The organism is Caulobacter segnis, assembly GCF_031454995.1.
Lineage (GTDB): Bacteria > Pseudomonadota > Alphaproteobacteria > Caulobacterales > Caulobacteraceae > Caulobacter > Caulobacter segnis_E.
The window spans coordinates 255,699-280,935 of record NZ_JAVDRV010000003.1 but is presented as its reverse complement, the minus strand read 5'-3'; the positions used below and the strand labels follow the sequence as shown (position 1 = coordinate 280,935).

The following is a 25,237-nucleotide window of genomic DNA, read 5'->3' as shown; positions in this document are numbered from 1 at the left end:
GGGTAAACGCCCAAGCGCGCCGCCGGTTTCCCTAAAGTCGGGCAGTCGACGGTTTGGCTTGGGCGCTTGGGCGCTTGGGCGATTAGCCCTCGACGCGATAGCGGCCGTCGGAGTCAGGACAGACGCGCACGTACCGGGTCTCGACCCGGCCGTTGTACTCGGTCGGGGCCGGCGCCAGGCGGCAGCGCTCGTTGGCCTGGGCGTAGCGGCCGTCGGCGTAGCGATAGGGCTGCGTCTCTTCGTAGGTCCAGTAGTTGCCACGCGTGTCGCACTTGGCCGAGGCGTTGCCGACCGCCGCGCCGACGCCCGCGCCGACCAGGGCGCCCAGCACCGAGCCTTCGGTCTTGGCGTTGCGGGCCGCGACGTTGGAGCCCAGCGCCGCGCCGGCCAGGGCGCCGATCACGCCGCCGACGGTGGCGTTGCGCTTGGCGTCGTGGCGGCACTCGTCGCGATTGACGACGTTGGCGCTGGTGTCGAGGCTGTAGGGGCCGCCGGCATAGGGCGTGTTGTAGCGGGTGGCGTAGTCGGGATAGCGGCGATCATAGGCGCCGCCGCCGTAGCGACGGTCATAGTCGGCGCGGGCGCGCTCGTACTCCGCCCGGTCGCGTTCCCACTGGGCGCGCTGGCTGTCATAGCCGCCGTTGCTGGCGTAGCCGCTGTCGCGGAAGCGGTCGGCCTCGGCCCGGTGGCGGCGGTCATAGGCGCCTTGGCCATGGCGGCGATCATAGTTGTAGCGGGCGCGCTCGTAGTTGGCGCGGTCGCGCTCGAACCGGGCCTGCTCGGCGCGGTAGGCGGCGCTTTCGCGGTACTGGGCCGCGCGATAGCGGTCGGCCTCGGTCCGGTAGCGACGGTCATAGGCGCCGCGGCCATAGCGGCGGTCATAGTCGTCGCGGGCCTGAAGGTAGTTGGCGCGGTCACGCTCGTATGCCGCCTGACGTTCGCGGTACTCGGCCACGCGCTCATAGTAGTTGGCGCGCTGGTCATCATAGCGTTGCAGGCTCTGTTGATACGCCGAGGTCTGGGCCAGGGCGGGGGTGATCGCGCCGAAGGCCACCGTGGCGGCCAGGGCCGCGGCCAAGGTCTTGGAAGTCATTTGAGTCTCCGTTCAAATCGAACGGATCGACGGCTGACCCCCGACACCAGGTCGCCAATCCGGGGCGCTGTGTCCCTGCGGAGACGTAAAGGCGTAGGTTGGGGCGAAGGTTCCGTGCGTCAGTCGCTGAGCCAGTCCTGGCGGAAGGTCCGCCCGTCCCAGGTGAGGACGGCTTCGCTGGCCTCGGCGCTGCCGAATAGGAGGTCGCCACGGGTCACCCGCACGGAGGCTCGAGGGCACGGCTCGGTCCGGGCTCCGACCCCCTTGCCGCAAGAGGTCGCCACCGCGCCGCTGTTCTCGGCGGGAACCATATAGTTCGGCGGATAGCGACGCAGTTCGATCCGGACAGGCGCCTTAGGGGCCGCGCCCCGCGAGATCTCCAGGACATAGCCGCGCTCGCCCGCGCGAAGGATTCGCGCGGTGTCGGCCTTGCCGTCGTGATCGAAATCGCCGCTGATCGGTCCCGGCAGGACGGCCGCGGCAAGCAGGGCCAGGAACAGGGGCATCAGACACCTCGCGCGGACATCGCAAGGTCAGTCTGGCTCAATCCTTGGTAACCGTCATCATGTAGTTGATGTCGGTGTCGGCCGAGCGGCTCCAGCGGCCGGTCAGCGGGTTGTAGGCCACGCCGAACGGGCCTTGCATCGCCACGGGCTCGCCGGCCATGAAGGCGCGAAGCTCCTCGGGCTTGAGGAACTGCTTCCAGTCGTGGGTGCCGGGCGGCACCCAGCGCAGCACGTATTCGGCCCCGATCTTGGCGAGCGCGAGCGCCTTCAGCGTGCGGTTCAGCGTGGCCACGAACATGATGCCGCCAGGCTTGAGCAGCTTGGCGCAGGTGCGCAGGAACGCGCCCGGATCGGCGACATGCTCGATGACCTCCATGGTCAGGACGACGTCAAACGGCCCCGCGCCCTCGGCCAGCAGCTGCTCGGCGGTGGCGGGACGGTAGCCGATCTTGAGCTCCTGCTCGGCGGCATGGGTCGCCGCGGTCTTGATGTTCTTCTCCGAGGCGTCGATCGCGGTGACGGCAAAGCCCAGTCGAGCCATCGGCTCGCTCAGCAGCCCGCCGCCGCAACCGATGTCGAGCAAGGAAAGGCCGTCGAACGGCATGCGCGCGTCGCCGTCGCGGCCGAACCGCGCCAGGGCCTGCTCGCGGATGAAGGCCAGGCGGCAAGGGTTGAACACATGCAGCGGCGCGAACTTGCCCTTGGGGTTCCACCACTCGGCGGCGATGGCCGAGAAGCGGGCCACGTCGGCCGGGTCGATGCTCCAGGAGGGGGAGGTGGGGGCGGCTTGCGTCATGTGGCCTGTCTAGCACGGACGCCGACGCTCGCCACGATCCCGCAAAAAAGACGTGAGCGCGACATTGCCGTTGCGCCATCGCGCCGCTAGAAGGCGCTTCGCTTGCGCGAAGGGGAGGGTTCCCGCCGTGTGGGCGCAAGAAATAACCAAGTGTCGAGGTATCAAGGACGTGTCACGTCTGGTGATGAAGTTCGGCGGCACGTCGGTGGCCGACCTGGAGCGCATCCGCCGTGTGGCGCGCCTGGTCGCCGCCGAGGTGGCGACGGGTAAAGAGGTCGCGGTGGTCGTGTCGGCCATGTCGGGCAAGACCAATGAACTGGTCGCCTGGACCGACGGCGCCGGCCGCGCCGCGCAAGGCCTGCCGGAGTCCGACGACGAGTACGACGCCGTCGTCGCCTCGGGCGAGCAAGTGACCGCCGGCCTGTTGGCCATGACCCTGCGAAACATGGGCCACAAGGCCCGCTCGTTCCTGGGCTGGCAGGTGCCGATCATCACCGACGAGGCCCACGGCCGCGCGCGGATCGAGGAGATCCCGCCGGAGAACCTCGAGGAATGCTTCGCCAACGGCGAGATCGCCGTGATCGCCGGCTTCCAGGGCGTGACCCCCAAGCGCCGGATCACCACCCTGGGTCGCGGCGGCTCGGATACGTCGGCCGTGGCGATCGCGGCGGCCGTGAAGGGCGCCTGCGACATCTACACGGACGTGGACGGTGTCTACACGACCGATCCGCGCATCGAGAGCAAGGCCAAGCGCCTGGCCAAGATCTCCTACGAGGAGATGCTCGAAATGGCCTCGCTGGGGGCCAAGGTTCTGCAGACCCGCTCGGTCGAGATGGCCATGGCCCATCGCGTCCCGGTGCGGGTGCTGTCCAGTTTCGTCGAACCGGGCGAAGCCCCGGGCCAAGGTACGATCGTCTGCGACGAGGAAGAAATCATGGAAAAGCGCATCGTCTCGGGCGTCGCCTACAGCCGCGACGAAGCCAAGATCACCCTGCTGGGCCTGCCCGACCATCCGGGCGTGTCCTCGCAGATCTTCGGCCGTCTCGCCGACGCCAACGTCAATGTCGACATGATCGTCCAGTCGCGCGCGCGCACCAACGCGACCGCGAACATGGAATTCACGGTCGGCAAGCGTGACGCCGCCCGCGCCGTCGAGATCGTCCAGGCCGCCAAGACCGAGATCGGCTTCGAGGACGTCGCGGTGAACGAAGACGTCGCCAAGGTGTCGGTGATCGGGGTCGGCATGCGCAGCCACGCCGGCGTCGCCCAGTCGATGTTCGCGGCCCTGGCCGAGAAGAACATCAACATCCAGGTCATCTCGACCTCGGAGATCAAGATCTCGGTTCTGATCGACGCGGCCTACACCGAGCTGGCCGTCCGCGCCCTGCACGCCGTGTACGGGCTGGACCAGCTCTGATTTGAGGCGGAGGGGAGCGCCCCCTCCGTCACGAGGCTTCGCCTCGCGCCACCTCCCCCGTTCCACGGGTGAGGAGGACGATCACCCATCCTCCCTCGCGAAGCGGGGGAGGGGGCGCTTTCGCCTTTCCTTCGACAAAACGTCGCCTTCGGACGTTATGAGGGGCGCAAGCCCTCGAAAGCACCGTAAGAAGCCCGCATGTCCGACGTCTTCAAGTTCGATCCCGAAGCCAAGACCGTCACCTTCCACGGCGACGCGGGACTTGAGTTGCTCTACGACCTCCTGCTGCGCGCCAAGTTCGGCGACGGCTACGAAAAGCCGCTGCTGGTCAGCCCGTGGCTGGCCGCCCTGCTGAACAAGCTGGACAAGGCCCTGCCGGACGACGGCCAGTGGTTCCCGGAAAAGCCCGGTCAGCCGATCTTCGACACCGACGACCTGCTGGCCATGGGCGACGCGGTGATCGAGGAAGGCCACACCGTGGGCTGGTGGACCATGACCGAGGCCGAGCGCCGAACCTATCTGCGCGACGTCGTCGCCGCCCCGCATCCGCTGACCGACCTGCAGGTCGAGTTCATCGAAAGCGACATCGAGGCGGCGCTGGAACAGGCAAGACGCCTGGTGGCCGACGCCGACGAGCCGCTGGCCCTGCCCGGGCACGGCTGATCCCGCTATAGTCGCGGCATGGCTCACGCCCTGACCGCGCCCGCCGAACTGTCGTTCCGCCGCTATGGCGAGGACGCGCCGCAGCACGCTCACGCCTTCGACCAGATCGTCCTGCCGCGCCGGGGCGTGCTGGAGATGGAGATCGACGGCAAGGGCGGCCGGGTCGATCCGGGCCGCGCGGCGGTCGTGCCACCCGGCGTGCGCCACGCCTTCGCCGCCTCGGGCGAGAACCTGTTCGTCGTGGCCGACATCGGCGGCGACCTGATGAAGCCCTTCGAGCGCCTCCGCGAGCGCCCTTTCGCCCCGGTCACCGGCGCGGTCCGGGGACTGCTGGATTTCCTGTCGGGCGAGGCGCCCGGCGCGATCGAGACCGGTGTCGCCCGTCTGTGGACGCCGCTGTTGCTGCGCGGACTTTCCGCCGCGCCGATCCGGGTCGATCCGCGCCTGGCGCGCGCCGCGGCGATGATCGAGGCGCGCTTCGACCAGCCCCTCACCGTCCGCGATCTCGCCGGCGAGGCTGGCATGAGCCAGAGCCGTTTCTTCGCGCGCTTCGCCGAAGCCTATCGCATGACACCGCATGCGGCCCTGATGGATGCGCGCCTGCGGGCGGCACAACGTCTGTTGTCCGAGACCAGCCTATCGATCGCCGAGATCGCCGCGCGCACCGGGCACGGCGATCAGAGCGCTCTGACCAAGCGCATGAAGGCGATGCTGGGCGTCACGCCGGGGGCGTGGCGCGGGAGACGGGGCTGAATAAACCGTCCGCGCGGGCGCCGGCGACCGTGAGGCCTATTTCGCGGCAGGGCGAGGCTTGGCGTGCCACAGCGCGTTGACGATGACCCAGCGCTCTCCGAACCGTCCGAAATTGAGGTAGTCGACGAACCACGAGGTTTCGACACGCGCCACCGCCGCGTCGCCGGCGATGTCCAGCACCCTGACGCTACGGTCCCACTGCTCTCGCGGCGTCTTCAGGGCCCCCTGCCGCGTCAGGTCGATGAGCTCGTCTCGGCTCATGCGTCGCAAAGCCAGGGTCTCGTCGGGATCGGGCTTCCCGCGGACAGCGCGCTTGGCGAGGTCTGGATGCAAAGCGCGGGTGACGCGCGCGACATCCCCCTCCAATTGACCGTCGACATAGTCGTAGGCCACGGCCTCGACCGCCTTCACCGCCGCCGGATCCATCGCCGGCGTGGCGGCGCCGTTGAACAGCAGGGCGGCGAGCATGGCGGCGATCATGGAAGGCTCCGATGGCGATCGGTTGGCGCCGAATCCTGGCGGGACGCCAAGCTCCTTACGAAAAGCGACGCTTGAGTGGCAAGCCATCGTTCTTTGAACGTGTGCGTTCAATTCGAGCACGCGAGCCATCGCCAAAGCTCCAGGAGTTTTCACCAAAGTCAGCCGTCGCCCCGCCTGCTAACTCCAGGGCCATGACCACTCCCCGCAACCTCCTTCTCGGCCTGCTGTGCGGCGTCATCGCCGGGGCGTTCTGGGGCGGGGTGTTCCTGGCGCCGAAGCTGCTTTCGGACTTCACGCCCCTGCAGGCCACGGCCGGGCGGTACCTGGCCTATGGCCTTGCGGCGGCGGTGCTGCTGGCGCCCAACTGGAAGGCCGTCATGGCCCGGATGGACGGCCGCGACTGGCGCGACCTGTTGCTGCTGAGCCTGCTGGGCAACCTGATCTACTATGTCGGCCTGGCCGTGGCCGTGCAGAGCGCCGGCGTGGCCCTAGCCTCGCTGGTCATCGGCCTGCTGCCCGTGACCATCACCCTGGTCGGCGCCCCCTCCAGGAAAGAAGGGCCGGGGCAGGGGACGCCGATACGTCGTCTGATCGCGCCCCTGGCCCTGATCGTCGCCGGCGGGGTCTGCATCAACCTGGACGCCTTCGCGGCCGCTGGACGGGCCGGCGCGGGGCGGACGCTGGTCGGCCTTTCCGGCGCGCTCCTGGCCCTGGCCGTCTGGACCGCTTACGCCGTCTGGAACGCCCGGCGCCTGGCCGCCACGCCCAAGTTCAACAGCCATGAATGGTCGCTGCTGACCGGCGTCGCGACGGGCTTGCTGTCCCTGGTCATCGTGGTCCCGGCCTTCGCCGTCGGGGGCGAGACGCACGCGGCGAGCGCCTGGGGCCTCTTCTGGGGCGTCAGCTTCGCCGTCGCCATCGGCGCCTCGGTGATCGGCAACGGCCTGTGGAACGCCGCCAGCCGCCTGTTGCCGCTATCGCTATCGGGCCAACTGATCGTGTTCGAGACGGTGTTCGCGCTGCTCTACGGCTTTCTGCATGAAGGCCGCTGGCCGCGCCCTCTGGAGAACGCGGCCATCGTGCTGATGCTGGCCGGCGTGCTGTGGTCGGCGCGCCGCCATCGGGCGTGAGCGCTTACGCCGCCGCCCCGATCAGCTTGGCGTCGTAGTGGTCCGCATAGGCGTTCTCGATCGCCGGAATGATGTCGACGATGTGGAAGTAGTGATCCCAGAACGGCGTCTCGCGCAGGCCCTCGACGATCGCGCGATAGGCCGCCTGGTCGGCGGTCTCCCAGACCAGCACGTCCGAGACGCGGGCGTCGTAGAACTCGGCGTCGTAGAAGCGCAGCTTGACCGCCGGCTGGGCGGCGAGCAGCGGATCGATATGGGCGTCGAAGAAGGCGAAGCGCTCCTTCGGCGGCAGGGCCAGCCAGGCGGGCGTGGTCCGCACCAGCATGAAGAGCGTCATGGTTTGAGGTTGAAGGCTCATGGTGTTCTCCGGTCGCGGCCGTCATTGACCGCGCCATGAATGTGAGCTTTTCATCACATATGGCCTACTCGCATCCCGAGGGGCGGGGAGAAGACCCCCTGAGCCCCCGCAAACGCCCGCGTCAGAAGCGTTCGGCCGCCACGGTCGAGGTGATCCTGGACGGCGCGGCTCGCATTCTGGAGTGCGAGGGGCTGGAGCGTTTCAACACCAACGCCGTGGCGGCCGTCGCTGGGGTCAGCGTGGGCTCGCTGTACCAGTACTTCCCCGGCAAGGACGCGCTGATGGCCGCCTTGGTGCGACGCGACGCCACGCGCTTCGCCGCCGAGGTCGCCGAGGCGGTCGCCGAACGACCGGGCGAGGATTGGCGAGAGGCGGTGTCGCGCTTGATCGCGGCCGCGGTGGGGCATCAGCTGGACCTGCCGAACTTGGCGCGGATCCTGGATTTCGAGGAAGGCCGCTTGCCCTTGGACGCCGAGACCGCGGTCGCCGAGCAGGCCATGCTGGACGCGATCGTCGGGGTTCTGCGGCGCGGGGAGGGCGTCATGGTCGGACTGGACCTGACCGAGGCCGCCGCCGATCTTCTCCATCTGACCCGCGCCCTGGTCGACGCCGAAGGTCGCGAGCGCGCGCCCGATCGCGACGGGCTTTCCAGACGGCTGAGGCGGGCGGTGTTTGGCTATCTGACCTTCGAAGCGGCCGCCGAAAGCGCCGCTTCGAACCTAAACCCCACCTGAACGGCCGGTCCCGATCGGGTTCAGACGCGGGGGTCTAGAACACCTATCAACAGAGATAGGAGACCCGCCATGACCACCCTCGGCAAGTTCACCAAGACCGCGATCGCCGTCACCGTCGCCGGCGCCCTGGTCGCTCCCGCCACGGCCGCCTTCGCCGGCGAGAAGACCGAGCGCGCCATCCTGGGCGCGGTGATCGGCGGCGTCGCCGGCGCGGCCCTCGGCAACGGCAAGACCGACGCCGTCGCCATCGGCGCGGTCGCCGGCGCGGCGCTCGGCGCCACCACGGCCAAGGACAAGCACGACCGTCGCTACAGCCACGGCTATCGCACCGCGCCGCGCTACGACAACCGCTACTACAACACCGGCTATCGCAACGACCGTTACGCCTACGACCGCTACGACCGTCGCGATGATCGCTACTACGACCGCTACGACAACCGCTACGACAACCGCTACGCCTACGGCTATCGCCGCTAGCCCCTTCCTCGTCGGAGTTTCGATCCCTCCTCCCGCGAGCAGACTGCGCCGCCTCCATCGGGGGCGGCGCTTTTTCGTGCCGCCGCACCTAAACGTCGTTCCCTTGCGCGCGGCGGGTATCGCGGCGGCGAAATCTGCTATAGCCCCCTGTTGAGGACGGAGTGGTTCGGGCGAGCGTCATGCAAGGCCAACCGCTTCTGGGTTAGGGAGCGCGCTTAAGGCTCATGGCGGCATCCGGCATAGCCGTTCGAGGACCACGAAGCCTGCTTCGGCAGATTCGCGAGGCCATGGCCGGGGGCGGCCCCGCGCAGGCCAAGCTCGACATGGTGGTGCGCACCATCGCCATCTCGATGGTGGCGGAAGTCTGCTCGATCTATCTGCGCCGCGCCTCGGGCGACCTGGAGCTGTTCGCCACCGAGGGCCTGGCCCGCGAGGCCGTCCACGTCACCCGGCTGAAGCCCGGCGAGGGCCTGGTCGGCGAGACCATGCGCCTGGGCCGGCCGCTGAACCTGTCCGACGCCGCCAGCCACCCGCAATTCTCATACCGTCCGGAAACGGGCGAAGACCCCTACCACGCCTTCCTGGCCGTGCCCCTGCTGCGCGGCGGTCGCGCCATCGGCGTGCTGGTCGTCCAGAACCGCACCGAGCGGGTCTATGACGAGGAAGAGGTCGAGGATCTGCAGATCATCGCCATGGTGCTGGCCGAGATGGTCAGCTCCAGCGAGCTCCTGGGCGCCGACGAGCTGAAGGACGTCGAGCTGGCGCCCCACAAGCCCGAGCGGCTGAAGGGCGCGCGCTTCGCCGAGGGCCTGGCCTACGGCGTGGCGGTGCTGCACGAGCAGCCGGTCGCTCCCGAACAGCTGCTGTCCGACGACGCCCTGGCCGAGGAGGCCCGGCTCAAATACGCGATCGAGGCCCTGCAGACCCAGATCGACGAGATGCTGGAAGGGCAGCACGGCCTGGTCGGCGCCTCGTACGAGGTGCTGGAGACCTATCGCCTGTTCGCCCACGACCGGGGCTGGAACCGCAGCCTCGAGGAGGCCGTGCGCTCGGGCCTGACCGCCGAGGCCGCCGTCGAGCGCGTCCGCTCCGAGCACCGGGCGCGCCTGGGCCAGGCCCGCGATCCCTATCTGCGCGAGCGGCTGCACGACCTGGAAGACCTGAACGACCGGCTGCTGCGCCACCTGTCTGGCGACGTCCACCACGTGCGCCAGCTGCCCGACGACGCCATCCTGATCGCCCGGAACCTGGGTCCGGCCGACCTGCTGGAATACGACCGCACCAAGCTGAAGGGCATCCTTCTCGAGGAAGGCAGCGCCGCCAGCCACGCCGGCATTGTGGCTCGCGCGCTGGATATCCCGTGCGTGGGCCGCTTGGCGGGCCTGCGCGACCGGGTCAGCGAAGGCGACCCCGTGGTCGTCGACGCCGAGACCCAGGAAGCCTGGCTGCGGCCGCGTCCGGACGTGGTCAAGGCGCTGAAGGTCCGGATGGAGGTCCGCGCCCAGCGCAAGGCCGAGTTCGCCCGCCTGCGCGACACCCCGCCGATCACCAAGGACGGCGCCAAGATCACCTTGCTGATGAACGCGGGCCTGGCCGTCGACCTCGACATCCTGGCCGAGACGGGCGCCGAGGGCATCGGTCTGTTCCGCACCGAATTCCAGTTCATGGTCGCCGAGGAGCTGCCGCGCCTGGAGGCCCAGACCAGCCTCTACGAGAAGGTGCTGGAGGCCGCCGACGGCATGCCGGTGACCTTCCGCACGCTCGATCTCGGCGGCGACAAGCTGCTGCCGTACATGGAGCTGGAGCGCGAGGACAATCCGGCCCTGGGCTGGCGCGCCGTGCGCATGGGCCTGGATCGTCCGGCCCTGCTGCGCATGCAGATCCGCGCCCTGATCAAGGCCGCCAATGGCCGGCCTCTGCGGGTGATGTTCCCGCTGGTGGCCAATGTCGACGAATTCCGCGCCGCGCGCTCGTTCGTCGACCAAGAGGTCGCCTGGGCGCTGAAGCGCGGCCGTCCCGCGCCGTCGCGCCTGGACGTCGGGGCGATGATCGAGGCCCCGTCGTTGCTGTGGCATTTGGACGCGTTGTTGCCGATGACCGACTTCGTTTCGGTCGGCACCAACGACCTGATGCAGTACATGTTCGCCGCCGATCGGGGCAATCCGAAGGTCTCGGACCGCTATGATCCTCTGTCGCCGGCGGCCCTCCGCGCGCTGAAGACGATCCAGCAGGCCTGCGCCGACACGGGAACTCAAGTGTCGGTCTGCGGCGAGATGGCGGGGCGTCCGTTGGAGGCTTTCGCCCTTGTGGCGCTGGGTTTTGATCGTCTTTCGATGCCGCCGGCCGGCATCGGTCCGGTCAAGCAGATGGTGCTGTCGCTGGACCGCGAGGCCGCTCGGCGCAATGTCGAGGCCCTGCTGAAGGGCTCGGGCGGATCGCTGCGCGGCGAGATCGAGACGCTGGCGCGAAAGCTCTACGTCGCGGTGTAGAACGCTGTTATGCGGTTAGGCAAGCGTGGCCGGTAAGTACATTGAATCCGGATACTTAGTTTGCTACCCACAAACACTCGTTAAGAATTTCGTGCATGATGGAGTCGGGAAGCCGCCTAGCTTCACCGGCGATCGGCGCCAGACGAGTTGAGTTTCAGGCGGTTTTCGGGGGCGCTTAGTCAGTATGCCGCGAGATATGGGCAACGTGGAGCGTTTGCATCTCGACGACGTCGAGACCGACGAAGCGCCGTTCGACGCCGCCGATGTCGCGGTGGAAGCGCCCATTCAGGACGAGCCCGCCGACATCGGCGAGGCGTTGAAGGCCGCCCGTGAAGCGCGGGGGTTGAGCCTGCGCGAAGTCGCCGACGCCACCCGCATCCGTCAAAGCTATGTCGAGGCGCTGGAGGCCATGCGCCTGGACGAGCTGCCCTCCCGCCCCTTCACCATCGGCTATGTCCGCGCCTACGCCGCTCTGTTGGGCATGGACGCCGACGCCGCCGTCGCCCGTTTCAAGACCGACGCCCCCGACGAGGGCGGCGAGCTGCGCGCGCCCGTGGGCGTGCGTCGCGAGCGCGATCCGCGCCTGGCCTTGATCTTCGCCGGCGGGGTGCTGGTGGTCGGCGCCATCCTCTTGTGGAACGTCGCCCAGCGCGCCATCGCCAAGGACGCGCCGACGCCCCAGATCGCCCCGGCCGCCGCCTCGACCCAGGTCCAGGCCCACGCCAACAACAGCTCGGTCGCCCTGGGCGCGCCGCTGCCCGCCCCGGTCGAGTCGACCACGCCCGAGCCCTACAAGACCCCCGGCCTCGACGACGCCGCCGCCAACGGCGGCTCGGTCGACGCGGCCAAGGCCGCCGCCAAGGCGCGGGCCGAGGCCGAGGCCAAGGCCGGCATCGTCGATCCCGCGCACCAGATCAAGGTCGGCGCGCCGTTCAAGCCCAAGGGCGCGATGATGGGCGCCGCGTCCGGCGAAGGCTCCGGCGTCGTGCTACAGGCCCGCAAGGCCGCGACCCTGGTGGTGCGCGGCGTCGATGGCCAGGTCTATTTCGCTCGCGCCTTGGCGGCCGGCGACGCCTATCGCGCGCCCCGCACGCCGGGCCTGATCGCCGACGTCTCCGACCCGATGGTTTTCGAGGTCTATTACGGCGGCGCGCTGGTCAGCCACCTGCCGTCCGCCTCGACCGCGCTCGGCAAGCTGGTCCCCGCGCCGAAGGTCGCGCCGGCGGCTCCGGCCGTGGCGCAAGCCGCCCCGGCGGCGACGCCTCCGCGGTAAACCTTCCCGCAAGGGGAGAAGGGGCGGGCAAGGCCCTTCTATCGCGGCTCGAGACCCTCTAAATTAGCCGCATGTCCGCAGACCACACGTCCGTCCGTCCCTGGCGCCAGATCACGCGTCGGCCCTCGCGCAAGATCCGCGTGGGCGCCGTCGAGGTGGGCGGCGACGCGCCGATCTCGGTGCAGTCGATGACCAACACCCTGACCAGCGACGCGGCCGCGACGCTGGAGCAGATCCGCCAGCTGGAGGAGGCCGGCGCCGACATCGTCCGCGTCAGCTGCCCGGACGTCGAGAGCACGGCCGCGTTCAAGACCATCGCCCGGGAGGCGAAGGTCCCGCTCGTGGCCGACATCCACTTTCACTACAAGCGCGGCATCGAGGCGGCGGAAGCCGGCGCGGCCTGCCTGCGGATCAATCCGGGCAATATCGGTAGCCCCGACCGCGTGCGTGACGTGATCCAGGCCGCCCGCGACCACGGCTGCTCGATGCGGATCGGCGTCAACGCCGGCTCGCTGGAGCGCGAGCTGCTGGAGAAGTACGGCGAGCCGTGCCCCGAGGCGATGGTCGAGAGCGCGCTCAACCACGCCCGCATCCTGCAGGACCACGACTTCCACGAGTTCAAGATCTCGGTGAAGGCGTCCGACCCGTTCATGACCGTGGCCGCCTACTACCAGCTGGCCGAGGCCATCGACTGCCCGCTGCACCTGGGTGTCACCGAGGCCGGCGCCACCCGCACCGGCACGGTGAAGAGCTCGATCGGCATCGGCTCGATGTTGTGGGCCGGCATCGGCGACACCATCCGCGTGTCGCTGGCCGCGGATCCTGTCGAAGAGATCAAGGTCGGCTTCGATATCCTCAAGTCGCTGGGCCTGCGCCACCGGGGCGTCAACATCATCGCCTGCCCGTCGTGCGCGCGGCAGGGCTTCAACGTCATCAAGACCGTCGAGGCCTTGGAAGAGCGCCTGGCCCACATCGCCACGCCGATGTCGCTGTCGATCATCGGCTGCGTCGTGAACGGTCCGGGCGAGGCCCTGATGACCGACATCGGCTTCACGGGCGGCGGCGCGGGCGCGGGCATGGTCTACATGGCCGGCAAGCCCGACCACAAACAATCCAACGAGGGGATGATCGATCACATCGTCGAACTCGTTGAGAAGAAGGCCGCCGAGATTCAGGCGGCCAAGACGGCCGGAGCCCTGGCCGCGGAATAGGGACAGCGCGATGCATTCGATGCCGAAAGCCTTGGCGGCGGTTGTGGTTCTGGCGGCGGCGTCCGGCGCGATCGCCGCGCCGAAGGAGGCCCCGGAGGTCAAGCTGGCGCGGCTGCTGGACGGTCGCGTGGCCGGCAAGCCGGTCGACTGCATCAATGCGCGCGACACCGACTCCAGCGAGATCGTCGACGGCGTGGCGATCGTCTACCGCATGAAGAACGGCGTGACCTACGTGAACCGCCCGTCGATCGGCGCCGACAGCCTGCGCCGCGACCAGGTGCTTGTGACCAAGATGAACGGGAGCCAGCTGTGCCGCTTGGACATGGTCACGCTGGTGGATCAGGGCTCTCAATTCCAATCGGAATCCGTCAGCCTCGGGCCGTTCACGCCCTATACGAAGCCGCGCCCCTAGTCGCTGGCGGCTACGGGCGGGATGACCCCCACACCGGCGCCGATGCATTGACAGCGGCGCGGCCGCGTGGCGGGCTCCGCCTCCACGTTTTTGGAGCGCCTCGATGACCACCCTGATCCTGAGCGTCACGGGCAGCGACCGGCCTGGCCTGACCCAAGCCCTGGCCGGCGCCGTGTTGTCGGCCGGCGGCAACTGGCTGGAGAGCCACCTTAGCCAGCTGGGCGGGCTCTATGTCGGCTCGGTGCTGGTCGCGCTGGACGACGACAAGGTCGAGGCCCTGCGCGCGGCGGTCTCGGCGGTGGACGCGCACGGGCTGGAGGTGCGGATCGCCCCGACGGTCGAGGCCCCGGTCGCGACGGGCGAGTTGCTTCAGCTGGGCATCGTCGGCCAGGATCGCCCGGGCATCGTCCACCAAGTCACCGGCGTGCTCAGCGACCTGGGGGCCAATATCGAGAGCTTCGGCTCGCGCCTCAGCATCGAGCCCCATCAAGGCGCGCCTCTGTTCCACCTGGACGCCCGCCTGCGCCTGCCGCCAGGCGTGACCGCCGGCGCCGTGCAGGACGCGCTGGAAGCCATCTCCGGCGAGATCATGGTCGACATCGCGCTGAGCCCGGCGGGGTAGGGGGCGGCCTGAGCGTCCCAAACTGGCGCCGAAGCTAAACGGGGCTCGCGGCCCTAGGCGGACAGTTGGAAAATCCTCCCCCCAGAGGGGGAGGAGGCCGAAGGCCGGAGGGGGAAGTCCCGCCAAGCCGGCTTCTTCCCCCTCCGTCGGCTTCGCCGTCACCTCCCCCGCTGGGGTGAGGACTTGGTCCGACTTCCACCCTGAAAAGACGATTGGAGCGTCCGCTTTCCGCGCGAGGCCGCCAACTATACCGTCTCGCGATCCTGCGATTATCCGCCGCGCCCCTTGAACGGGACGGGTGGCGCACCATCTGTTATCCATAAGCGATCGCCCGCTTACATTTCCGCGCCGGTTATCGGCCGGGGGCGGTGCTTCGCTCGCTCCGCGCCGTTACAGACGGCCTTGAGCGATTTCCCACCCATCTAGCGTTTGGGGCCGGCAATCTCGCGGGCCCCTGTTTTGGAACTTCATGAAAATCGTTTCTATCCGCGAGGCCGCCGTTCGGCGCCAGCCCCGCGTCCAAACCCAACAGCGCGTCGCGCTGTCGCCGGCGCGTCCGGCTCAAAGCGAATGGGCCTGGCCCGGCATGACCCGCGCCGAGCTGCGCGCCGACATCATCGACCAGATCGGCTAGGCTTCGACCAAGCTGGTCCGCTCGGCCGCGGTCAGCGGCCGCCAGCGGCCTTCGGGCATGTCGCCCAGGTCCAACGGACCGATCCGCACGCGGAACAGGTCCACCACCTTCAAGTCCACGAGGTCGCACATCCGGCGGATCTGTCGGTTGCGACCTTCCCTCAACACAAAGCTCAGGCGCTGGTCGGAGATCACCTCCACCTCCGCCGGCTTCAGTTCGCGGCCGTCGAGCTCCAGGCCAAAGCGCAGAAGCTCCAGCTTCTCGTCTGTCAGCTCACCCATGACGGCGACGCGATATTCCTTCTCCAGATCCGACTGAGGACCGATCACGGCCTTGGCCACCACGCCGTCCTGCGACAGCAGGAGCAGGCCGCGCGAGTCCTTGTCCAACCGCCCCACGGGGGGGATCAGGTCGCCCGACTGTGGGATGGTCACGCCGCGCGCGTCGCCCCATAGGTTGGCGCGCGTCAGCAGGCGCGCGGCCGGGACCTGGCCCGGATCCGGCTGGGACGAGACCACGCCGCGCGGCTTGTGGATCAGGTAGGTGGGCGTGCCGTCCAGCTTGGCCGTCGCCCGATCGGCCAGGACCAAGGTCTGGCCCGGCTGGATCTTGCGGCCCATGTCTTCCACGACCTCGCCGTCGATCGACACGAGGCCGTCGGAGATCAGCTGTTCGGCTTCCCGGCGAGAGCAGACACCGCTCTGGGCCAGCCACTTGTTGACCCGCTGGGGCTCGGCCTCGTTGTAGGTGCGGGTCCAGCCCATTACCCGAAGCTCTCTTCCAGGCTGGCCAGGCGTTCGGCCTGATCCTCGGCGATCAGCGGGTTGATCACGTCGTCCAGGGCGTCGCCCTCGATGATACGCGACAGATTGTAGAGGGTCAGGTTGATGCGGTGGTCGGTCACCCGGCCCTGCGGGAAGTTGTAGGTGCGGATGCGCTCGGAGCGATCACCGCTGCCGACCTGGCTCTTGCGGGCCTCGGAGCGGGCGCTGTCCAGCGCCTCGCGCTGCATGTCGTAAAGGCGCGCCTTCAGGTTTTTCATGGCCCGGGCGCGGTTCTGGTGCTGCGACTTTTCCGAAGAGGTCACCACCACGCCGGTCGGCAAGTGGGTGATGCGCACGGCCGAGTCGGTCTTGTTGACGTGCTGGCCGCCCGCCCCGGAGGACCGGTAAGTGTCGATCCGCAGGTCGCTTTCCTTGATGTCGATCTCGACGTCCTCGGCCTCGGGCAGCACCGCGACGGTGGCGGCCGAGGTGTGGATGCGGCCTTGCGCTTCGGTGGCCGGCACGCGCTGCACGCGGTGGACGCCGCTTTCGAACTTCAGCCGGCCGAACACGCCGTCGCCGGTGATGGAGGCGACGATTTCCTTGTAGCCGCCCATTTCGCCTTCCGAGATGCTGTCGATCTCGACGCGCCAGCCGTGCAGCTGGGCGTAGCGCTGGTACATGCGGAAAAGGTCGCCGGCGAACAGGGCGGCCTCGTCGCCGCCGGTGCCGGCGCGCACTTCCAGGATGGCCGAGGCGTTCTCGTCCTTGTCCTTGGGGGCCAGCATCAAAGCGAGGTCGCGTTCGAGGACCGGCAGCTTCTCGTCGAGCTCGGCCATCTCGTCGCGGACCATGTCGGCCATTTCCGGATCGGCCGCCATGACGTCCAGCTCGGCGCGCTCGGCGCTCAGCTTGGCCAGGCGCTCGACGGCCTCGGCCACCGGCTTCAGCTCGGCGTGCTCCTTGGAGAGCTTGACGATCTCGGTCCCGTCGGTGGCCGCGCCCATGCGCGCCTCCACTTCGCGGAAACGATCGAGAACCTGGTCGAGACGGGCCTGGGGAAGTCGCAAGGGAGGTTTCGCGCAGCTCTGAGGGGACGGGTCGGTCTCTCTAGAACCTTTCGGTCCCAAAGTGAACGCTTGGGGTGAGACAGTTCGCCGCACCTTGTCCGCCTTGGCCAAGGTGACCGCTTAGGCCGAGCTTAGCCATTTCTTGAAACAGTCGGAGCCAAGTTCGTTAGGGGTAAAGCCGCGCGATGACGCGACTTTCTAGAAAAATGGCGCTGCCGCTGGCGATGATCTCGCTGGCTACGATCGGACTGCTTCTGTCGGTCATGATCACGCTGGCGGAACAGATCGACCATGAGTCTCGGGCTCATGACCGTGATCTGGTCGCGCGCGGGATAGCCGGCAGCGTCGAGGACATCCAGCGCGGCGTCGCGCCCCTGATGATCTCGGACGAGGCGGTCCGCCGCCTCGACAACCGCTATGACGAAGCCTGGGCGCGCAAGAACATTGTCGCCGAACTGACCGAGCAGTTCGGCTTTGAGCAAGTCTTCGTGTTGGATGGCCAGGATCGGATCCGGTTGGGCCAGCAGGACCGCGATGGTCTCGCGCCCGCGGAGGCCGCTCGGCGCGAGACCACGCTGGCGCCGCTGATCGCCAAGCTGCGCGCCGCCGAACGAGCCTCGCCGTCGGCGAAGGGCCCCGCTGGCGACGGCGGACTGGTCTCATCGCCGGTGCAGGTCAGCGCCTTCGCCAAGATCGACGACGAAATCTATCTGACGACGGCCAGCCTGGTGCGGCCTAACTACGGCGGGACGGTCCTGCGACAGCCGCGCGCGCCGATCGTGGTGACCGCGCTCAAGATCAACGGGCCGTATCTGAACGGCTTCGCCGACCGCTTCTTCCTGAACGGGGCCCATCTGCACCAAGTCGACGCCGACATCGAGAAAGGCTACGCCCAGCTGCCGCTGCGCGACGCGGCGGGCAAGGTGGTGGCGACGTTGGACTGGAGCTCGCCGCATCCTGGCCAGCGCCTGTTGCGTCGAATGATGGGGCCGGTGATGGGGGTGGTCTGCGCCCTGGCGCTGGCGACCATTCTCCTGGCCCGGCGCGGTCGGCTGATCGCCGAGGGCCTGATCGCCAGCGAGGCGCGCGCCAAGCACCTGGCGCTGCACGATGGTCTGACCGGCCTGCCCAATCGCCTTTTGTTCGAGGAGCGCCTGCGTCAGGCGATCGAGGGCCTGGACCGCAAGCGGCGGGCCATGGCGGTGCTCGCGATCGACCTCGACCGCTTCAAGGCGGTCAACGATACGCACGGTCACGCCGCGGGCGACGAGTTGATCCGCAAGGTCGGCGAGCGATTGGCCAGCGTCTGTCGCGGCGGCGAGACGGTGGCCCGCCTGGGTGGCGACGAGTTCGGCGTGGTCGCCTCGGACCTCGACGCCAACGGCGCGGCCATCGTCGCCGAGCGGCTGCTGAAGGCCCTGTGCGGGCCGATGGAGATGTCGTTCGGCGTCCACTTCGTCAGCGGTTCGGTTGGCGTGGTGCTGGTGGGGCCGGAGGAGGCTCACATCGGCGCGGCCGAGGCCGCGCGGCGGGCCGACGTCGCCCTCTATCGCGCCAAGAGCGAAGGGCGCGGCCGCTACTGCTTCTTCGAGGACGCCATGGACGCGGCCCTGAAGGCGCGCCGGGCGCTGGAGGAGGACTTGCGCGCGGCGCTACGCGACGGCGCGGTGCGTCTGGAGTACCAGCCGCAGGTGGACGCCGCCGATCGCGTGGTGGGGGTCGAGGCCCTGGCGCGATGGTCGCATCCGACGCGCGGCGCGATACCGCCCGACGCCTTCATCCCGCTGGCCGAGGACTGCGGCCTCAGCCAGGAGATGGGCCGCTACGTTCTGCGGCGCGCGCTGGAGGACAGCCTCCGCTGGCGCGGCTTGCAGGTGGGGATCAACGTCTCGGTCCGGCAGATGAAGCGCGCCGGCTTCGTCGACGAGCTGGCCGAACTGATCCGCGAGACCGGCGCCAATCCGCGCCAGCTGGCTCTGGAGATCACGGAGGGCGCTCTGCTGGGCGATGGCGAAGGCGCGCACGAGACGGTCGACCGTCTGCGCCAAATGGGCTTTTCGCTGGTTCTGGACGACTTCGGCGTTGGCTGCTCCAGCCTGTCCTACATCCGCCTCTACCCGATCGACCGGATCAAGATCGATCGCAGCTTCGTGGCGCCGCTGGGCCATGACGCCGACTCCGAGGCGGTGGTCGCCGCCATCGTGCGCCTGGCCAGGGCGCTGAGCCTCTCGGTCATGGCCAAGGGCGTCGAGACCTTGGCCCAGCGCGAGATCCTCAAGGCGATCGGCTGCGCCCAGGCGCAGGGTTTTCTGTTCAGTCCTCCGATCCCGGCGGAGGCTATCGACGCCTTGCTGGCTCAGGGCGGCCGCATCCGCCCGCCGGCCCAGCCCGACGCGGCTTAGGAGGAGAAGATCCTCATCGCCGTGTTCGGCGCGCCGCGATCGTGATGGGAAAGAGGCGAGCGGCCCGTGGTGGACGCCACGGCCCCTCGCCAGTTCGCAATAACCGAGAGAGTCGATTGCGAATAAAAACCTACATTAGTTCATCTTCAAACGCAACGCTCTTGCTTTCCGTCGCGGAACGCCGCACCCTCCCGTCATGGGTCGAACCGCTGACTACACCAACGAGCGCTGCTCGGTCGCCGCCACCCTCGAGGTCGTCGGCGACCCGTGGACCTTGCTGATCCTGCGCGACGCCTTCGCCGGGGTGAAGCGTTTCGAGCAATGGCAGGAGCGGCTGGGCGTCGCTCGCAACGTCCTGGCGGCGCGGCTGAAAAGCCTGGTCGGCCATGGCGTCATGGAGACGCGCCGTTACTCCGAACGCCCGCCGCGCCACGAATACTGGCTGACCGAAAAGGGCCTGGCCCTGGCGCCGGTGCTGCTGACCATGGCCGAGTGGGGCGACCGCCACGTCTATGGCCGCGACAACTCGCCGGTGCTGTTCCGACACAAGGCTTGCGGCTGCGCCTTTCATCCCGTGTTGGCTTGCGAGGCCTGTGGTGAAGTCGTCGACCGCCGCGACCTGGAACGCGCGCCGCGCGAAGCGCCCGGCCTGACCGTGGGCGAGGCGCTGGAGGCGGCGAACATGGCGGCGGAGTAGGGCTTTTGCCCTAGTCCGCGATCCCCCCGCGCAGCGGGTCTTCGCCGGTCAATTCCTTGATGTGATCGCGCTGGCCACGCACGCCCTCCGCCGTGACCTTGACGGGCTTGGGCGTCGGTGGCGGCTTAGGCGCGGGCGTTCGAGGCTTGGTCACTTCGCCCCTCGCACCACCCACTGCGCCGCGCCCACGGTCAGGGCGTCCTCCACGAGGCCGGTCGGCGTCTGGCCCCAGCGGCGCAGGGCCCGCATGCGGATATCGAACGTGACATAGGCCGCGGCGACCGCCGCGCCGGCGCCCAGGGCAGCGCCGAGCAGCAGTTGCTTGCGCGGAGCCAGCGCCGCGCCGGACAGTCCGCCCGCCAGCAAGCGGGCCGCGATGCCGGCCAGGACGATGCGGTCCGGCGCCGACTTCATCTTGTCGCCCCACAGCTCGCCCGCCGCCAGCGCCTTGGAGCCTGCCGAGAACAACGGATGGGCCAACAGGCGGACGGCTGGATTGCCTTGCGCCAGATGACCGCCGCGCGCGGCCTCGCTGACCGTGGCCAACGGCGTCAGGGCGCGGGAGCCGGCCGAAAGGCCGATGAGCAGGGATCGAAGCATGAAAGGCCTCCGTGGATGTTCCTTGCGGAACACGGGAGGCCGGCTTTCGATCCGATCAGGCCGGCGTCAGGTCCATCGCCCGCACCGCCCGCGCGATGAAGCCGCCACCCAGCACGCGCTCGGGATCGGCGGGGTCGTAGAGCACGCAGGCCTGGCCAGGCGCGACGCCTTCCTCGGCGCCATCGAAGGCCACCGCGACCTCGCCGTCCAGCACGGTCAGGCGACCGAGGACCGGCTCGCGGGTCGAGCGGACGCGCGCCAGCACCGGCTGTCCCTCGTCGGCCGCCGCCGTCAGGTCGTCCTGGCCGCCCAGCCAGTTGGTTTCCTTCAAGGTGAGGGCGGCGGTCAGCAGGGCCTCGCGCGGGCCGACGATGACCTGACGCTTGGCGGCGTCGATGCGGACCACGAACAGCGGATCGCCGACGGCGACGTTCAGGCCCCGGCGCTGGCCGATCGTGTAGCGGGTCACGCCCTCGTGGCGGCCCAGCACCCGGCCGTCCAGGTGCACGATGTCGCCAGCTTCCGCGCCTTGCGGGCGGATGCGGTCGATGACGGTCGTGTACTTGCCCTCGGGCACGAAGCAGATGTCCTGGCTGTCGGGCTTGTCGGCGATCGCGAGGCCCAGGCCGGCGGCGACGGCGCGCACGGTCGGCTTGTCCATGCCGCCCAGTGGGAAGCGCAGGAAATCCAGCTGATCGCGCGTGGTGGCGAACAGGAAATAGCTTTGGTCCTTGGCCGGGTCGGCGGCGCGGCGCAGCTGCGGGCGGTTCGTCCCGGCCGGCATGCCGCGCTGGACGTAGTGGCCGGTGGCCATGGCCTCGGCGCCCAGATCGCGGGCCACGTCCAACAGGTCGCGGAACTTGACCGTCTGGTTGCAGCGGACGCACGGGATCGGCGTCTCGCCGCGCAAATAGGCGTCGGCGAAATCCTCGATGACCTGCTCGCGGAAGCGGCTTTCGTAGTCCAGCACGTAGTGCGGGATGCCGATGCGCTCGGCCGCCATGCGGGCGTCCAGGATGTCCTGGCCGGCGCAGCAGGCGCCCTTGCGCGAGATCGCCGCGCCGTGGTCGTAGAGCTGCAGGGTCACGCCGACGACGTCGTAGCCGGCGCGGGCCAGCAGGGCGGCGGTGACGGTGGAGTCGACCCCGCCGGACATCGCCGCGACGATCCGGGTTCCTTCCGGCAGGCCGACGGCGGCGCGCGCCTGTTCGACCGCCGCCGCGATCAGGGAGTCGGCGCTGGAGGAAGCGATCTGGGTCGTCGTCTCGGCGGTCATCGCCGCCATATAGCGGCGGAACGCCGAATTTGCGAGGTTTGGGCTACTTCAGAACGTTCAGCAGCGAGGATTGCTGCAGGCTGGTGAACACCTGGGCCGAGGCCTGGACGGCCAGCTTGGCCGATTCCAGGCGGGTCACGGCGTCGGCCATGTCGACGTCGACGATGTCGCCAACCATGCCGGTCAGGAGATCGCCCCGGTTCTCAAGGTCGGCCTGCGCGCTTTCGAACCGCTTCTGGGCCACGCCGTTCTTGCCCTGGGCGTCGACGACACCCTTGTAGGCCGTGTCGAAGGTGGGCAGCAGCCCGTTGAGGAACGTCACCTGGGTGTCGGTCAGCTTACCGGTGAACGGGCCGTTGGCGTCGACATAGGCCTGCACCTGCTTGAAGGCCTCGAACACCTGCACGCCCACGGCGTCGCCCAGCACGCCGATCTTGGCGCTGGTCTGCTCGTCGACGCGGCTGCTGGCGATGTACTGGTCGTTCTGGAACAGCGAGGCGGTGGTCGGCGCCAGCGTCAAGTCGCCCATGCTGGCGGCGCTGGTCGTGGCGGTGTCGGTTTTGGCCCCCGAGAACACATAGAGGCCGTTGGACTTGGTGTTCAGGCCCTGCACGACGTCGCCGAAGGACGCCTGCAACTGCTGCATCAGGGTCTGGGCGCTGCCGGCGGCCAGGGCGTTGGCGACGGCGTCGCGCGCCGACTTGGTGGAGTCCGCGACCTTGCCGAGACCCGTGTCCTGCATCTGCAGTCGGTTGTTCACCAGCTTGGCCTGGTCGATCATGCCTTCTATGCGCGTCTGGGTGCTGCGCATGGCCGTCAGCATCTCGGCGTTCTTGGCGTAGCCCTTGAGGTCGGAGGCGACCTTCTGGCTCGAGACCTGTTCGCCGACGTCGCTCTGGCGGATTTGAGCCCGCATGAGATTGGACGTCATGACGTTGTAGTTCTGGACGGTGGAAACCCGGGTCATGGCTTACCTCACAAGGCCGGTCAGGACGTCGTACATATCCTTGGTCGCCTGGATCAGGCGGGCCGAGGCGTTGAACGCTTGCTGGTAGGTGGTCAGGTTGATCAGTTCTTCATCGAGGTTCACGCCTTCCTCGGACTGGCGCTGGCTTTCGACCTCGCTGGCCACGGCTTCGGCGGAGTCCTTGCGGCTTTCGGCCGTGTTGGCCTTGCGGGCGATGGACCCGCTGAAGTCCGCCGCGTAGCGCGAGACGGTCATGGTCGCCGACGAGGCGTCGCCGGCCGTCGAGAAGTTCGTGATGGTGTCGCCCGATTTCGCCAGGGCCAGAGCCCCGCGGCCGTCGCCGATCACCAAGGCGGCGTTGCCGCTGATGGCCTGAACCAGGTCCAACTTCGCGAGGGGCACCAGCGACGGGTTCTGCTCCATCGCCGGGTTGACGAAGAACTTCTCGCCGCGGGTGCTACGCTCGGCCGGGCCAAGACCGAACAGCTGGCTGACCGAGGGGCCGCCGACACCGCGCTCGCTGGTGTCGCCCACCACCGACATGGTGACCGGGGTGGTGGTGTTCGACGTGAACGTCATCTGGCCCTTGGTGTTCAGCGAGAACTGGCCGTAGAGACCCACGCCCGAGGCGCGCGAGTTCAGCGCGTCGAGCAGGTCCTGCATGGTTCCACCCACGGGTGGGTCGACCACGACGTCGCGGATGCGGCCGCCTTCCACGTCGGTGAGGCGGAAGGTCATGGTGCCGGAGGTGAAGCCGTGAGCGTCGGTCGCGGTCAGGCCTGTCTCATAGGGCGAGTAGCCGTTGGTTCGGATGATGTCGTTAAGACCGAAATAGTGGCTGAAGCCCTTGCCGGCCTTGTCGGCGGGGGTCGTGGCGTCGTCGGCGATCGCGACGCCAAGGCCGCCCACGCCCGACAGCGACAGGGCGCCGCCGGAGAAGCCGGCCGCCCCCATGCCGCCCATGGCGGTGTTCAGTTGCGCCATGAAGTTGGCCGGCGTGAAGGCCGGGCCCGCCGCGCCGTTGACCGACATGGTCCCGGCGGTGAAGTCGATGTCGATCCGCCGCTGCACCATGCCCGCGCCATCGGTCAGGGCGATCGTCGTCTTGCCCGTGAAGCCTGTGATCGCGGCCTGGGCGTCGAGACCGGTGTCGCGGCCCGTCAGGGCGGCGGGGGCCGGCACGGCAGAGGCGGCGTTGGCGGCGCGGTTGATTTCCTCGGCCGCCCGCGAGGTGAATTCGCCCAGCTGATCGGAGATATTGATCAGTTCCGTGTTGCGGGCCTCCATCAGGCCCTTGATCTCGCCGCTCGAGATATTGAGCGGGATCGGCACCGGCGAGCCGTTGGCCAGCTGCACCGTCAGATAGCCGGTCGCCGTGGGCGAGGTCTGGTAGGTGATATTGGCCGCGCCGTCGCCCGCCAGCGGCAGGCCCTCGGTCGAGCGGACCACCACGCCGCCCATGGTGCGCGGCGTGATCTGGACGTTCATCAGCTTGGACAGCTCGTCCACCAGGCCGCTCTGGACGTTCTCGGCCCCCGTGGCGTCGGCGCCGGCCACCTTGGCGCGGGTGATGTCGGTGTTCAGGCCGTCGATCTGCTTGAGCAGGTCATTGACCCGGTCGACGTCGCCCGAGATGCGAGTGTCGGCGTCCTTGCCCAGCTTTGAGATCGAAGAGGTGATGCGGCTGGATTCGCTGAGGAATTGATCCACGCGAGTCATGGCCTGGCCGCGCAGCAGCGCCGAGGAGGGATCGTCCTGCGCGGCGGAGAAGGCGGTGAAGATATCGTCCAGACGCGAGAAGAAGCTGGTCGAGCCGGTCGGATCGCCGAAAAGCTGCTGCACGTTGTCCAATGACTGAGCGATCACCGTCGAGCGGGCGCTTTCGGACGCGGCGTTCAGGCTGGCCGTGGTCAGAAAGCGATCGGTCGCGCGCTTGATGGCGTCGATGCTGACGCCGACGCCCATGCCGTTGGACAGCATGTTCGACTGCGAGATCGTCTTACGGACATAGCCCTTGGTGTTGACGTTGGCGATGTTGTCCGACGTGACGCGCAGGCCCGTCTGGGCCGCCATCATGCCGGACGTCGCCGTGCCCATGATCGAGTTCAGCGACATGCGAACGATCCTTTCAGCTCGGCAAACCGCGCAACGCACGACGCGTCCTTGCCCGGCGAAACTTGCCGGGGCGGGGTGGGGATCAACATCCCGATATATGCCAAGCCATTGAATTTCATGGCGAAGAGTTCCGTGGGTCGGACATTCGACGAGATGTCATGCGCAAGGACGGCGCCAAGTCGGCCCGCGGCCCGCCGACGCGGCAAGTCCGGTCGTTGGAAAGCCCCTCGACTGGGCAAAAAGCGCCGCTCAGGCCGGTCGGAAAAGGGTGAACGGGGAGTTAACTCGCAATAAAAAC

At 68.6% G+C, this 25,237-nt stretch carries 26 protein-coding genes and 1 pseudogene; 15 read left to right on the top strand and 12 right to left on the bottom strand.

Features of this window, described 5'->3' with window-relative positions; all coding sequences use genetic code 11:
* Positions 1-82: 82 nt before the first annotated feature.
* From J2728_RS13575 to ubiG, 3 genes are all read right to left on the bottom strand, one after another.
* Positions 83-1,093 (bottom strand): glycine zipper domain-containing protein, encoded by a 1,011-nt coding sequence (locus J2728_RS13575; RefSeq protein ID WP_309999887.1) that lies wholly within the window; start codon positions 1,091-1,093, stop codon positions 83-85.
* A gap of 119 nt (positions 1,094-1,212) precedes the next feature.
* Positions 1,213-1,599 carry a hypothetical protein gene (locus J2728_RS13570; protein WP_309999886.1) on the bottom strand — a complete coding sequence of 129 codons (387 nt, stop codon included), beginning with the start codon at positions 1,597-1,599 and terminating at the stop codon, positions 1,213-1,215.
* Between the two features lie 37 nt (positions 1,600-1,636).
* Positions 1,637-2,395, bottom strand: coding sequence for a bifunctional 2-polyprenyl-6-hydroxyphenol methylase/3-demethylubiquinol 3-O-methyltransferase UbiG (ubiG, locus tag J2728_RS13565; RefSeq protein WP_309999885.1), 759 nt, complete (start codon positions 2,393-2,395; stop codon positions 1,637-1,639).
* A 169-nt stretch (positions 2,396-2,564) separates the two neighbouring features.
* Between ubiG and J2728_RS13560 the strand changes: the two genes are divergently transcribed.
* From J2728_RS13560 to J2728_RS13550, 3 genes are all read left to right on the top strand, one after another.
* Positions 2,565-3,812, top strand: coding sequence for an aspartate kinase (locus tag J2728_RS13560; RefSeq protein ID WP_309999884.1), 1,248 nt, complete (start codon positions 2,565-2,567; stop codon positions 3,810-3,812).
* 198 nt (positions 3,813-4,010) lie between these two features.
* On the top strand, positions 4,011-4,475 hold the full coding sequence (locus J2728_RS13555; protein ID WP_309999883.1) for a hypothetical protein: 465 nt from the start codon (positions 4,011-4,013) through the stop codon (positions 4,473-4,475).
* An 18-nt stretch (positions 4,476-4,493) separates the two neighbouring features.
* Positions 4,494-5,228: an AraC family transcriptional regulator gene (locus tag J2728_RS13550; RefSeq protein WP_309999881.1), complete on the top strand. Its 735-nt coding sequence runs from the start codon at positions 4,494-4,496 to the stop codon at positions 5,226-5,228.
* 36 nt (positions 5,229-5,264) lie between these two features.
* On the opposite strand, the gene J2728_RS13545 is transcribed toward J2728_RS13550, so the two are convergent.
* A complete protein-coding gene (locus J2728_RS13545; RefSeq protein ID WP_309999879.1) occupies positions 5,265-5,708 on the bottom strand; it encodes a nuclear transport factor 2 family protein in 444 nt (147 codons plus the stop codon).
* Positions 5,709-5,899: 191 nt separating this feature from the next.
* Here J2728_RS13545 and J2728_RS13540 point away from each other — a divergent pair, with 191 nt between their 5' ends.
* A complete protein-coding gene (locus J2728_RS13540) occupies positions 5,900-6,838 on the top strand; it encodes a DMT family transporter (RefSeq protein ID WP_309999877.1) in 939 nt (312 codons plus the stop codon).
* A 4-nt stretch (positions 6,839-6,842) separates the two neighbouring features.
* Here the strand turns inward: J2728_RS13540 and J2728_RS13535 are convergent, their stop codons facing one another.
* Positions 6,843-7,196, bottom strand: a complete 354-nt coding sequence (locus J2728_RS13535) for a darcynin family protein (protein ID WP_309999874.1) — start codon at positions 7,194-7,196, stop codon at positions 6,843-6,845.
* Positions 7,197-7,255: 59 nt separating this feature from the next.
* Between J2728_RS13535 and J2728_RS13530 the strand changes: the two genes are divergently transcribed.
* The 9 genes and pseudogenes from J2728_RS13530 (at position 7,256) to J2728_RS13490 (ending at position 15,048) form a co-directional block, all read left to right on the top strand.
* Complete coding sequence (locus J2728_RS13530) at positions 7,256-7,930, top strand: TetR/AcrR family transcriptional regulator (RefSeq protein ID WP_309999873.1); 675 nt, start codon at positions 7,256-7,258, stop codon at positions 7,928-7,930.
* 69 nt (positions 7,931-7,999) lie between these two features.
* A complete protein-coding gene (locus tag J2728_RS13525) occupies positions 8,000-8,407 on the top strand; it encodes a glycine zipper 2TM domain-containing protein (RefSeq protein ID WP_309999871.1) in 408 nt (135 codons plus the stop codon).
* Positions 8,408-8,631: 224 nt separating this feature from the next.
* Complete coding sequence (gene ptsP, locus J2728_RS13520; protein ID WP_309999870.1) at positions 8,632-10,896, top strand: phosphoenolpyruvate--protein phosphotransferase; 2,265 nt, start codon at positions 8,632-8,634, stop codon at positions 10,894-10,896.
* Positions 10,897-11,080: 184 nt separating this feature from the next.
* The gene (locus J2728_RS13515; RefSeq protein ID WP_309999868.1) at positions 11,081-12,169 is read left to right on the top strand and encodes a helix-turn-helix domain-containing protein; all 1,089 of its coding nucleotides are present in this window, start codon (positions 11,081-11,083) and stop codon (positions 12,167-12,169) included.
* 71 nt (positions 12,170-12,240) lie between these two features.
* Positions 12,241-13,380 (top strand): flavodoxin-dependent (E)-4-hydroxy-3-methylbut-2-enyl-diphosphate synthase, encoded by a 1,140-nt coding sequence (ispG, locus tag J2728_RS13510; RefSeq protein ID WP_309999866.1) that lies wholly within the window; start codon positions 12,241-12,243, stop codon positions 13,378-13,380.
* A 10-nt stretch (positions 13,381-13,390) separates the two neighbouring features.
* Entirely contained in the window at positions 13,391-13,792 is a 402-nt protein-coding gene (locus J2728_RS13505; protein WP_309999864.1) for a hypothetical protein, read from the top strand.
* Between the two features lie 103 nt (positions 13,793-13,895).
* A complete protein-coding gene (locus J2728_RS13500; protein ID WP_309999862.1) occupies positions 13,896-14,414 on the top strand; it encodes a glycine cleavage system transcriptional repressor in 519 nt (172 codons plus the stop codon).
* Between the two features lie 22 nt (positions 14,415-14,436).
* A pseudogene (locus J2728_RS22305) lies at positions 14,437-14,603 on the top strand (hypothetical protein); the annotation flags it as partial.
* A gap of 280 nt (positions 14,604-14,883) precedes the next feature.
* Positions 14,884-15,048: a hypothetical protein gene (locus tag J2728_RS13490; RefSeq protein WP_309999860.1), complete on the top strand. Its 165-nt coding sequence runs from the start codon at positions 14,884-14,886 to the stop codon at positions 15,046-15,048.
* Here the strand turns inward: J2728_RS13490 and J2728_RS13485 are convergent.
* Both J2728_RS13485 and prfA read right to left on the bottom strand, forming a co-directional pair.
* The gene (locus J2728_RS13485; RefSeq protein WP_309999858.1) at positions 15,045-15,812 is read right to left on the bottom strand and encodes a pseudouridine synthase; all 768 of its coding nucleotides are present in this window, start codon (positions 15,810-15,812) and stop codon (positions 15,045-15,047) included. The two genes, J2728_RS13490 and J2728_RS13485, sit on opposite strands and share 4 nt — an antisense overlap.
* Complete coding sequence (gene prfA, locus J2728_RS13480) at positions 15,812-16,882, bottom strand: peptide chain release factor 1 (RefSeq protein ID WP_309999856.1); 1,071 nt, start codon at positions 16,880-16,882, stop codon at positions 15,812-15,814. The genes J2728_RS13485 and prfA overlap by 1 nt, the downstream gene beginning before the upstream one ends.
* Positions 16,883-17,106: 224 nt before the next feature.
* Here prfA and J2728_RS13475 point away from each other — a divergent pair, with 224 nt between their 5' ends.
* Together J2728_RS13475 and J2728_RS13470 are read left to right on the top strand one after the other, a co-directional pair.
* Positions 17,107-19,284 carry a putative bifunctional diguanylate cyclase/phosphodiesterase gene (locus J2728_RS13475; RefSeq protein WP_309999854.1) on the top strand — a complete coding sequence of 726 codons (2,178 nt, stop codon included), beginning with the start codon at positions 17,107-17,109 and terminating at the stop codon, positions 19,282-19,284.
* A gap of 196 nt (positions 19,285-19,480) precedes the next feature.
* Complete coding sequence (locus J2728_RS13470; RefSeq protein WP_309999853.1) at positions 19,481-19,981, top strand: winged helix-turn-helix transcriptional regulator; 501 nt, start codon at positions 19,481-19,483, stop codon at positions 19,979-19,981.
* Between the two features lie 10 nt (positions 19,982-19,991).
* Here J2728_RS13470 and J2728_RS13465 read toward each other — a convergent pair whose 3' ends face one another.
* The 5 genes from J2728_RS13465 to flgK are packed head-to-tail and all read right to left on the bottom strand — an operon-like array spanning position 19,992 to position 24,939.
* The gene (locus J2728_RS13465) at positions 19,992-20,135 is read right to left on the bottom strand and encodes a hypothetical protein (RefSeq protein ID WP_309999851.1); all 144 of its coding nucleotides are present in this window, start codon (positions 20,133-20,135) and stop codon (positions 19,992-19,994) included.
* Positions 20,132-20,581, bottom strand: coding sequence for a DUF4126 domain-containing protein (locus J2728_RS13460; protein ID WP_309999850.1), 450 nt, complete (start codon positions 20,579-20,581; stop codon positions 20,132-20,134). The genes J2728_RS13465 and J2728_RS13460 overlap by 4 nt, the downstream gene beginning before the upstream one ends.
* Positions 20,582-20,636: 55 nt before the next feature.
* Complete coding sequence (gene mnmA / locus J2728_RS13455) at positions 20,637-21,857, bottom strand: tRNA 2-thiouridine(34) synthase MnmA (RefSeq protein ID WP_309999849.1); 1,221 nt, start codon at positions 21,855-21,857, stop codon at positions 20,637-20,639.
* Between the two features lie 43 nt (positions 21,858-21,900).
* A complete protein-coding gene (locus tag J2728_RS13450) occupies positions 21,901-22,824 on the bottom strand; it encodes a flagellin (RefSeq protein ID WP_309999847.1) in 924 nt (307 codons plus the stop codon).
* Positions 22,825-22,827: 3 nt separating this feature from the next.
* Entirely contained in the window at positions 22,828-24,939 is a 2,112-nt protein-coding gene (gene flgK, locus J2728_RS13445; RefSeq protein ID WP_309999846.1) for a flagellar hook-associated protein FlgK, read from the bottom strand.
* Positions 24,940-25,237: the final 298 nt, after the last annotated feature.

What these genes read in the sequence shown, in the direction of transcription:
- J2728_RS13555 (WP_309999883.1), top strand. Translation starts at nt 4,011, where the DNA reads ATGTCCGACGTCTTCAAGTTCGATCCCGAAGCCAAGACCGTCACCTTC.
- J2728_RS13470 (WP_309999853.1), top strand. Translation starts at nt 19,481, where the DNA reads ATGGGTCGAACCGCTGACTACACCAACGAGCGCTGCTCGGTCGCCGCC.
- ptsP (WP_309999870.1), top strand. Translation starts at nt 8,632, where the DNA reads ATGGCGGCATCCGGCATAGCCGTTCGAGGACCACGAAGCCTGCTTCGG.
- ubiG (WP_309999885.1), bottom strand. Translation starts at nt 2,395, where the DNA reads ATGACGCAAGCCGCCCCCACCTCCCCCTCCTGGAGCATCGACCCGGCC.
- J2728_RS13460 (WP_309999850.1), bottom strand. Translation starts at nt 20,581, where the DNA reads ATGCTTCGATCCCTGCTCATCGGCCTTTCGGCCGGCTCCCGCGCCCTG.
- ispG (WP_309999866.1), top strand. Translation starts at nt 12,241, where the DNA reads ATGTCCGCAGACCACACGTCCGTCCGTCCCTGGCGCCAGATCACGCGT.
- J2728_RS13450 (WP_309999847.1), bottom strand. Translation starts at nt 22,824, where the DNA reads ATGACCCGGGTTTCCACCGTCCAGAACTACAACGTCATGACGTCCAAT.
- J2728_RS13505 (WP_309999864.1), top strand. Translation starts at nt 13,391, where the DNA reads ATGCATTCGATGCCGAAAGCCTTGGCGGCGGTTGTGGTTCTGGCGGCG.
- J2728_RS13515 (WP_309999868.1), top strand. Translation starts at nt 11,081, where the DNA reads ATGCCGCGAGATATGGGCAACGTGGAGCGTTTGCATCTCGACGACGTC.
- J2728_RS13530 (WP_309999873.1), top strand. Translation starts at nt 7,256, where the DNA reads ATGGCCTACTCGCATCCCGAGGGGCGGGGAGAAGACCCCCTGAGCCCC.
- J2728_RS13475 (WP_309999854.1), top strand. Translation starts at nt 17,107, where the DNA reads ATGATCTCGCTGGCTACGATCGGACTGCTTCTGTCGGTCATGATCACG.
- J2728_RS13545 (WP_309999879.1), bottom strand. Translation starts at nt 5,708, where the DNA reads ATGATCGCCGCCATGCTCGCCGCCCTGCTGTTCAACGGCGCCGCCACG.
- J2728_RS13490 (WP_309999860.1), top strand. Translation starts at nt 14,884, where the DNA reads ATGAAAATCGTTTCTATCCGCGAGGCCGCCGTTCGGCGCCAGCCCCGC.
- J2728_RS13575 (WP_309999887.1), bottom strand. Translation starts at nt 1,093, where the DNA reads ATGACTTCCAAGACCTTGGCCGCGGCCCTGGCCGCCACGGTGGCCTTC.
- J2728_RS13550 (WP_309999881.1), top strand. Translation starts at nt 4,494, where the DNA reads ATGGCTCACGCCCTGACCGCGCCCGCCGAACTGTCGTTCCGCCGCTAT.
- J2728_RS13570 (WP_309999886.1), bottom strand. Translation starts at nt 1,599, where the DNA reads ATGCCCCTGTTCCTGGCCCTGCTTGCCGCGGCCGTCCTGCCGGGACCG.
- mnmA (WP_309999849.1), bottom strand. Translation starts at nt 21,857, where the DNA reads ATGACCGCCGAGACGACGACCCAGATCGCTTCCTCCAGCGCCGACTCC.
- J2728_RS13525 (WP_309999871.1), top strand. Translation starts at nt 8,000, where the DNA reads ATGACCACCCTCGGCAAGTTCACCAAGACCGCGATCGCCGTCACCGTC.
- J2728_RS13485 (WP_309999858.1), bottom strand. Translation starts at nt 15,812, where the DNA reads ATGGGCTGGACCCGCACCTACAACGAGGCCGAGCCCCAGCGGGTCAAC.
- J2728_RS13540 (WP_309999877.1), top strand. Translation starts at nt 5,900, where the DNA reads ATGACCACTCCCCGCAACCTCCTTCTCGGCCTGCTGTGCGGCGTCATC.
- J2728_RS13500 (WP_309999862.1), top strand. Translation starts at nt 13,896, where the DNA reads ATGACCACCCTGATCCTGAGCGTCACGGGCAGCGACCGGCCTGGCCTG.
- J2728_RS13535 (WP_309999874.1), bottom strand. Translation starts at nt 7,196, where the DNA reads ATGAGCCTTCAACCTCAAACCATGACGCTCTTCATGCTGGTGCGGACC.
- flgK (WP_309999846.1), bottom strand. Translation starts at nt 24,939, where the DNA reads ATGTCGCTGAACTCGATCATGGGCACGGCGACGTCCGGCATGATGGCG.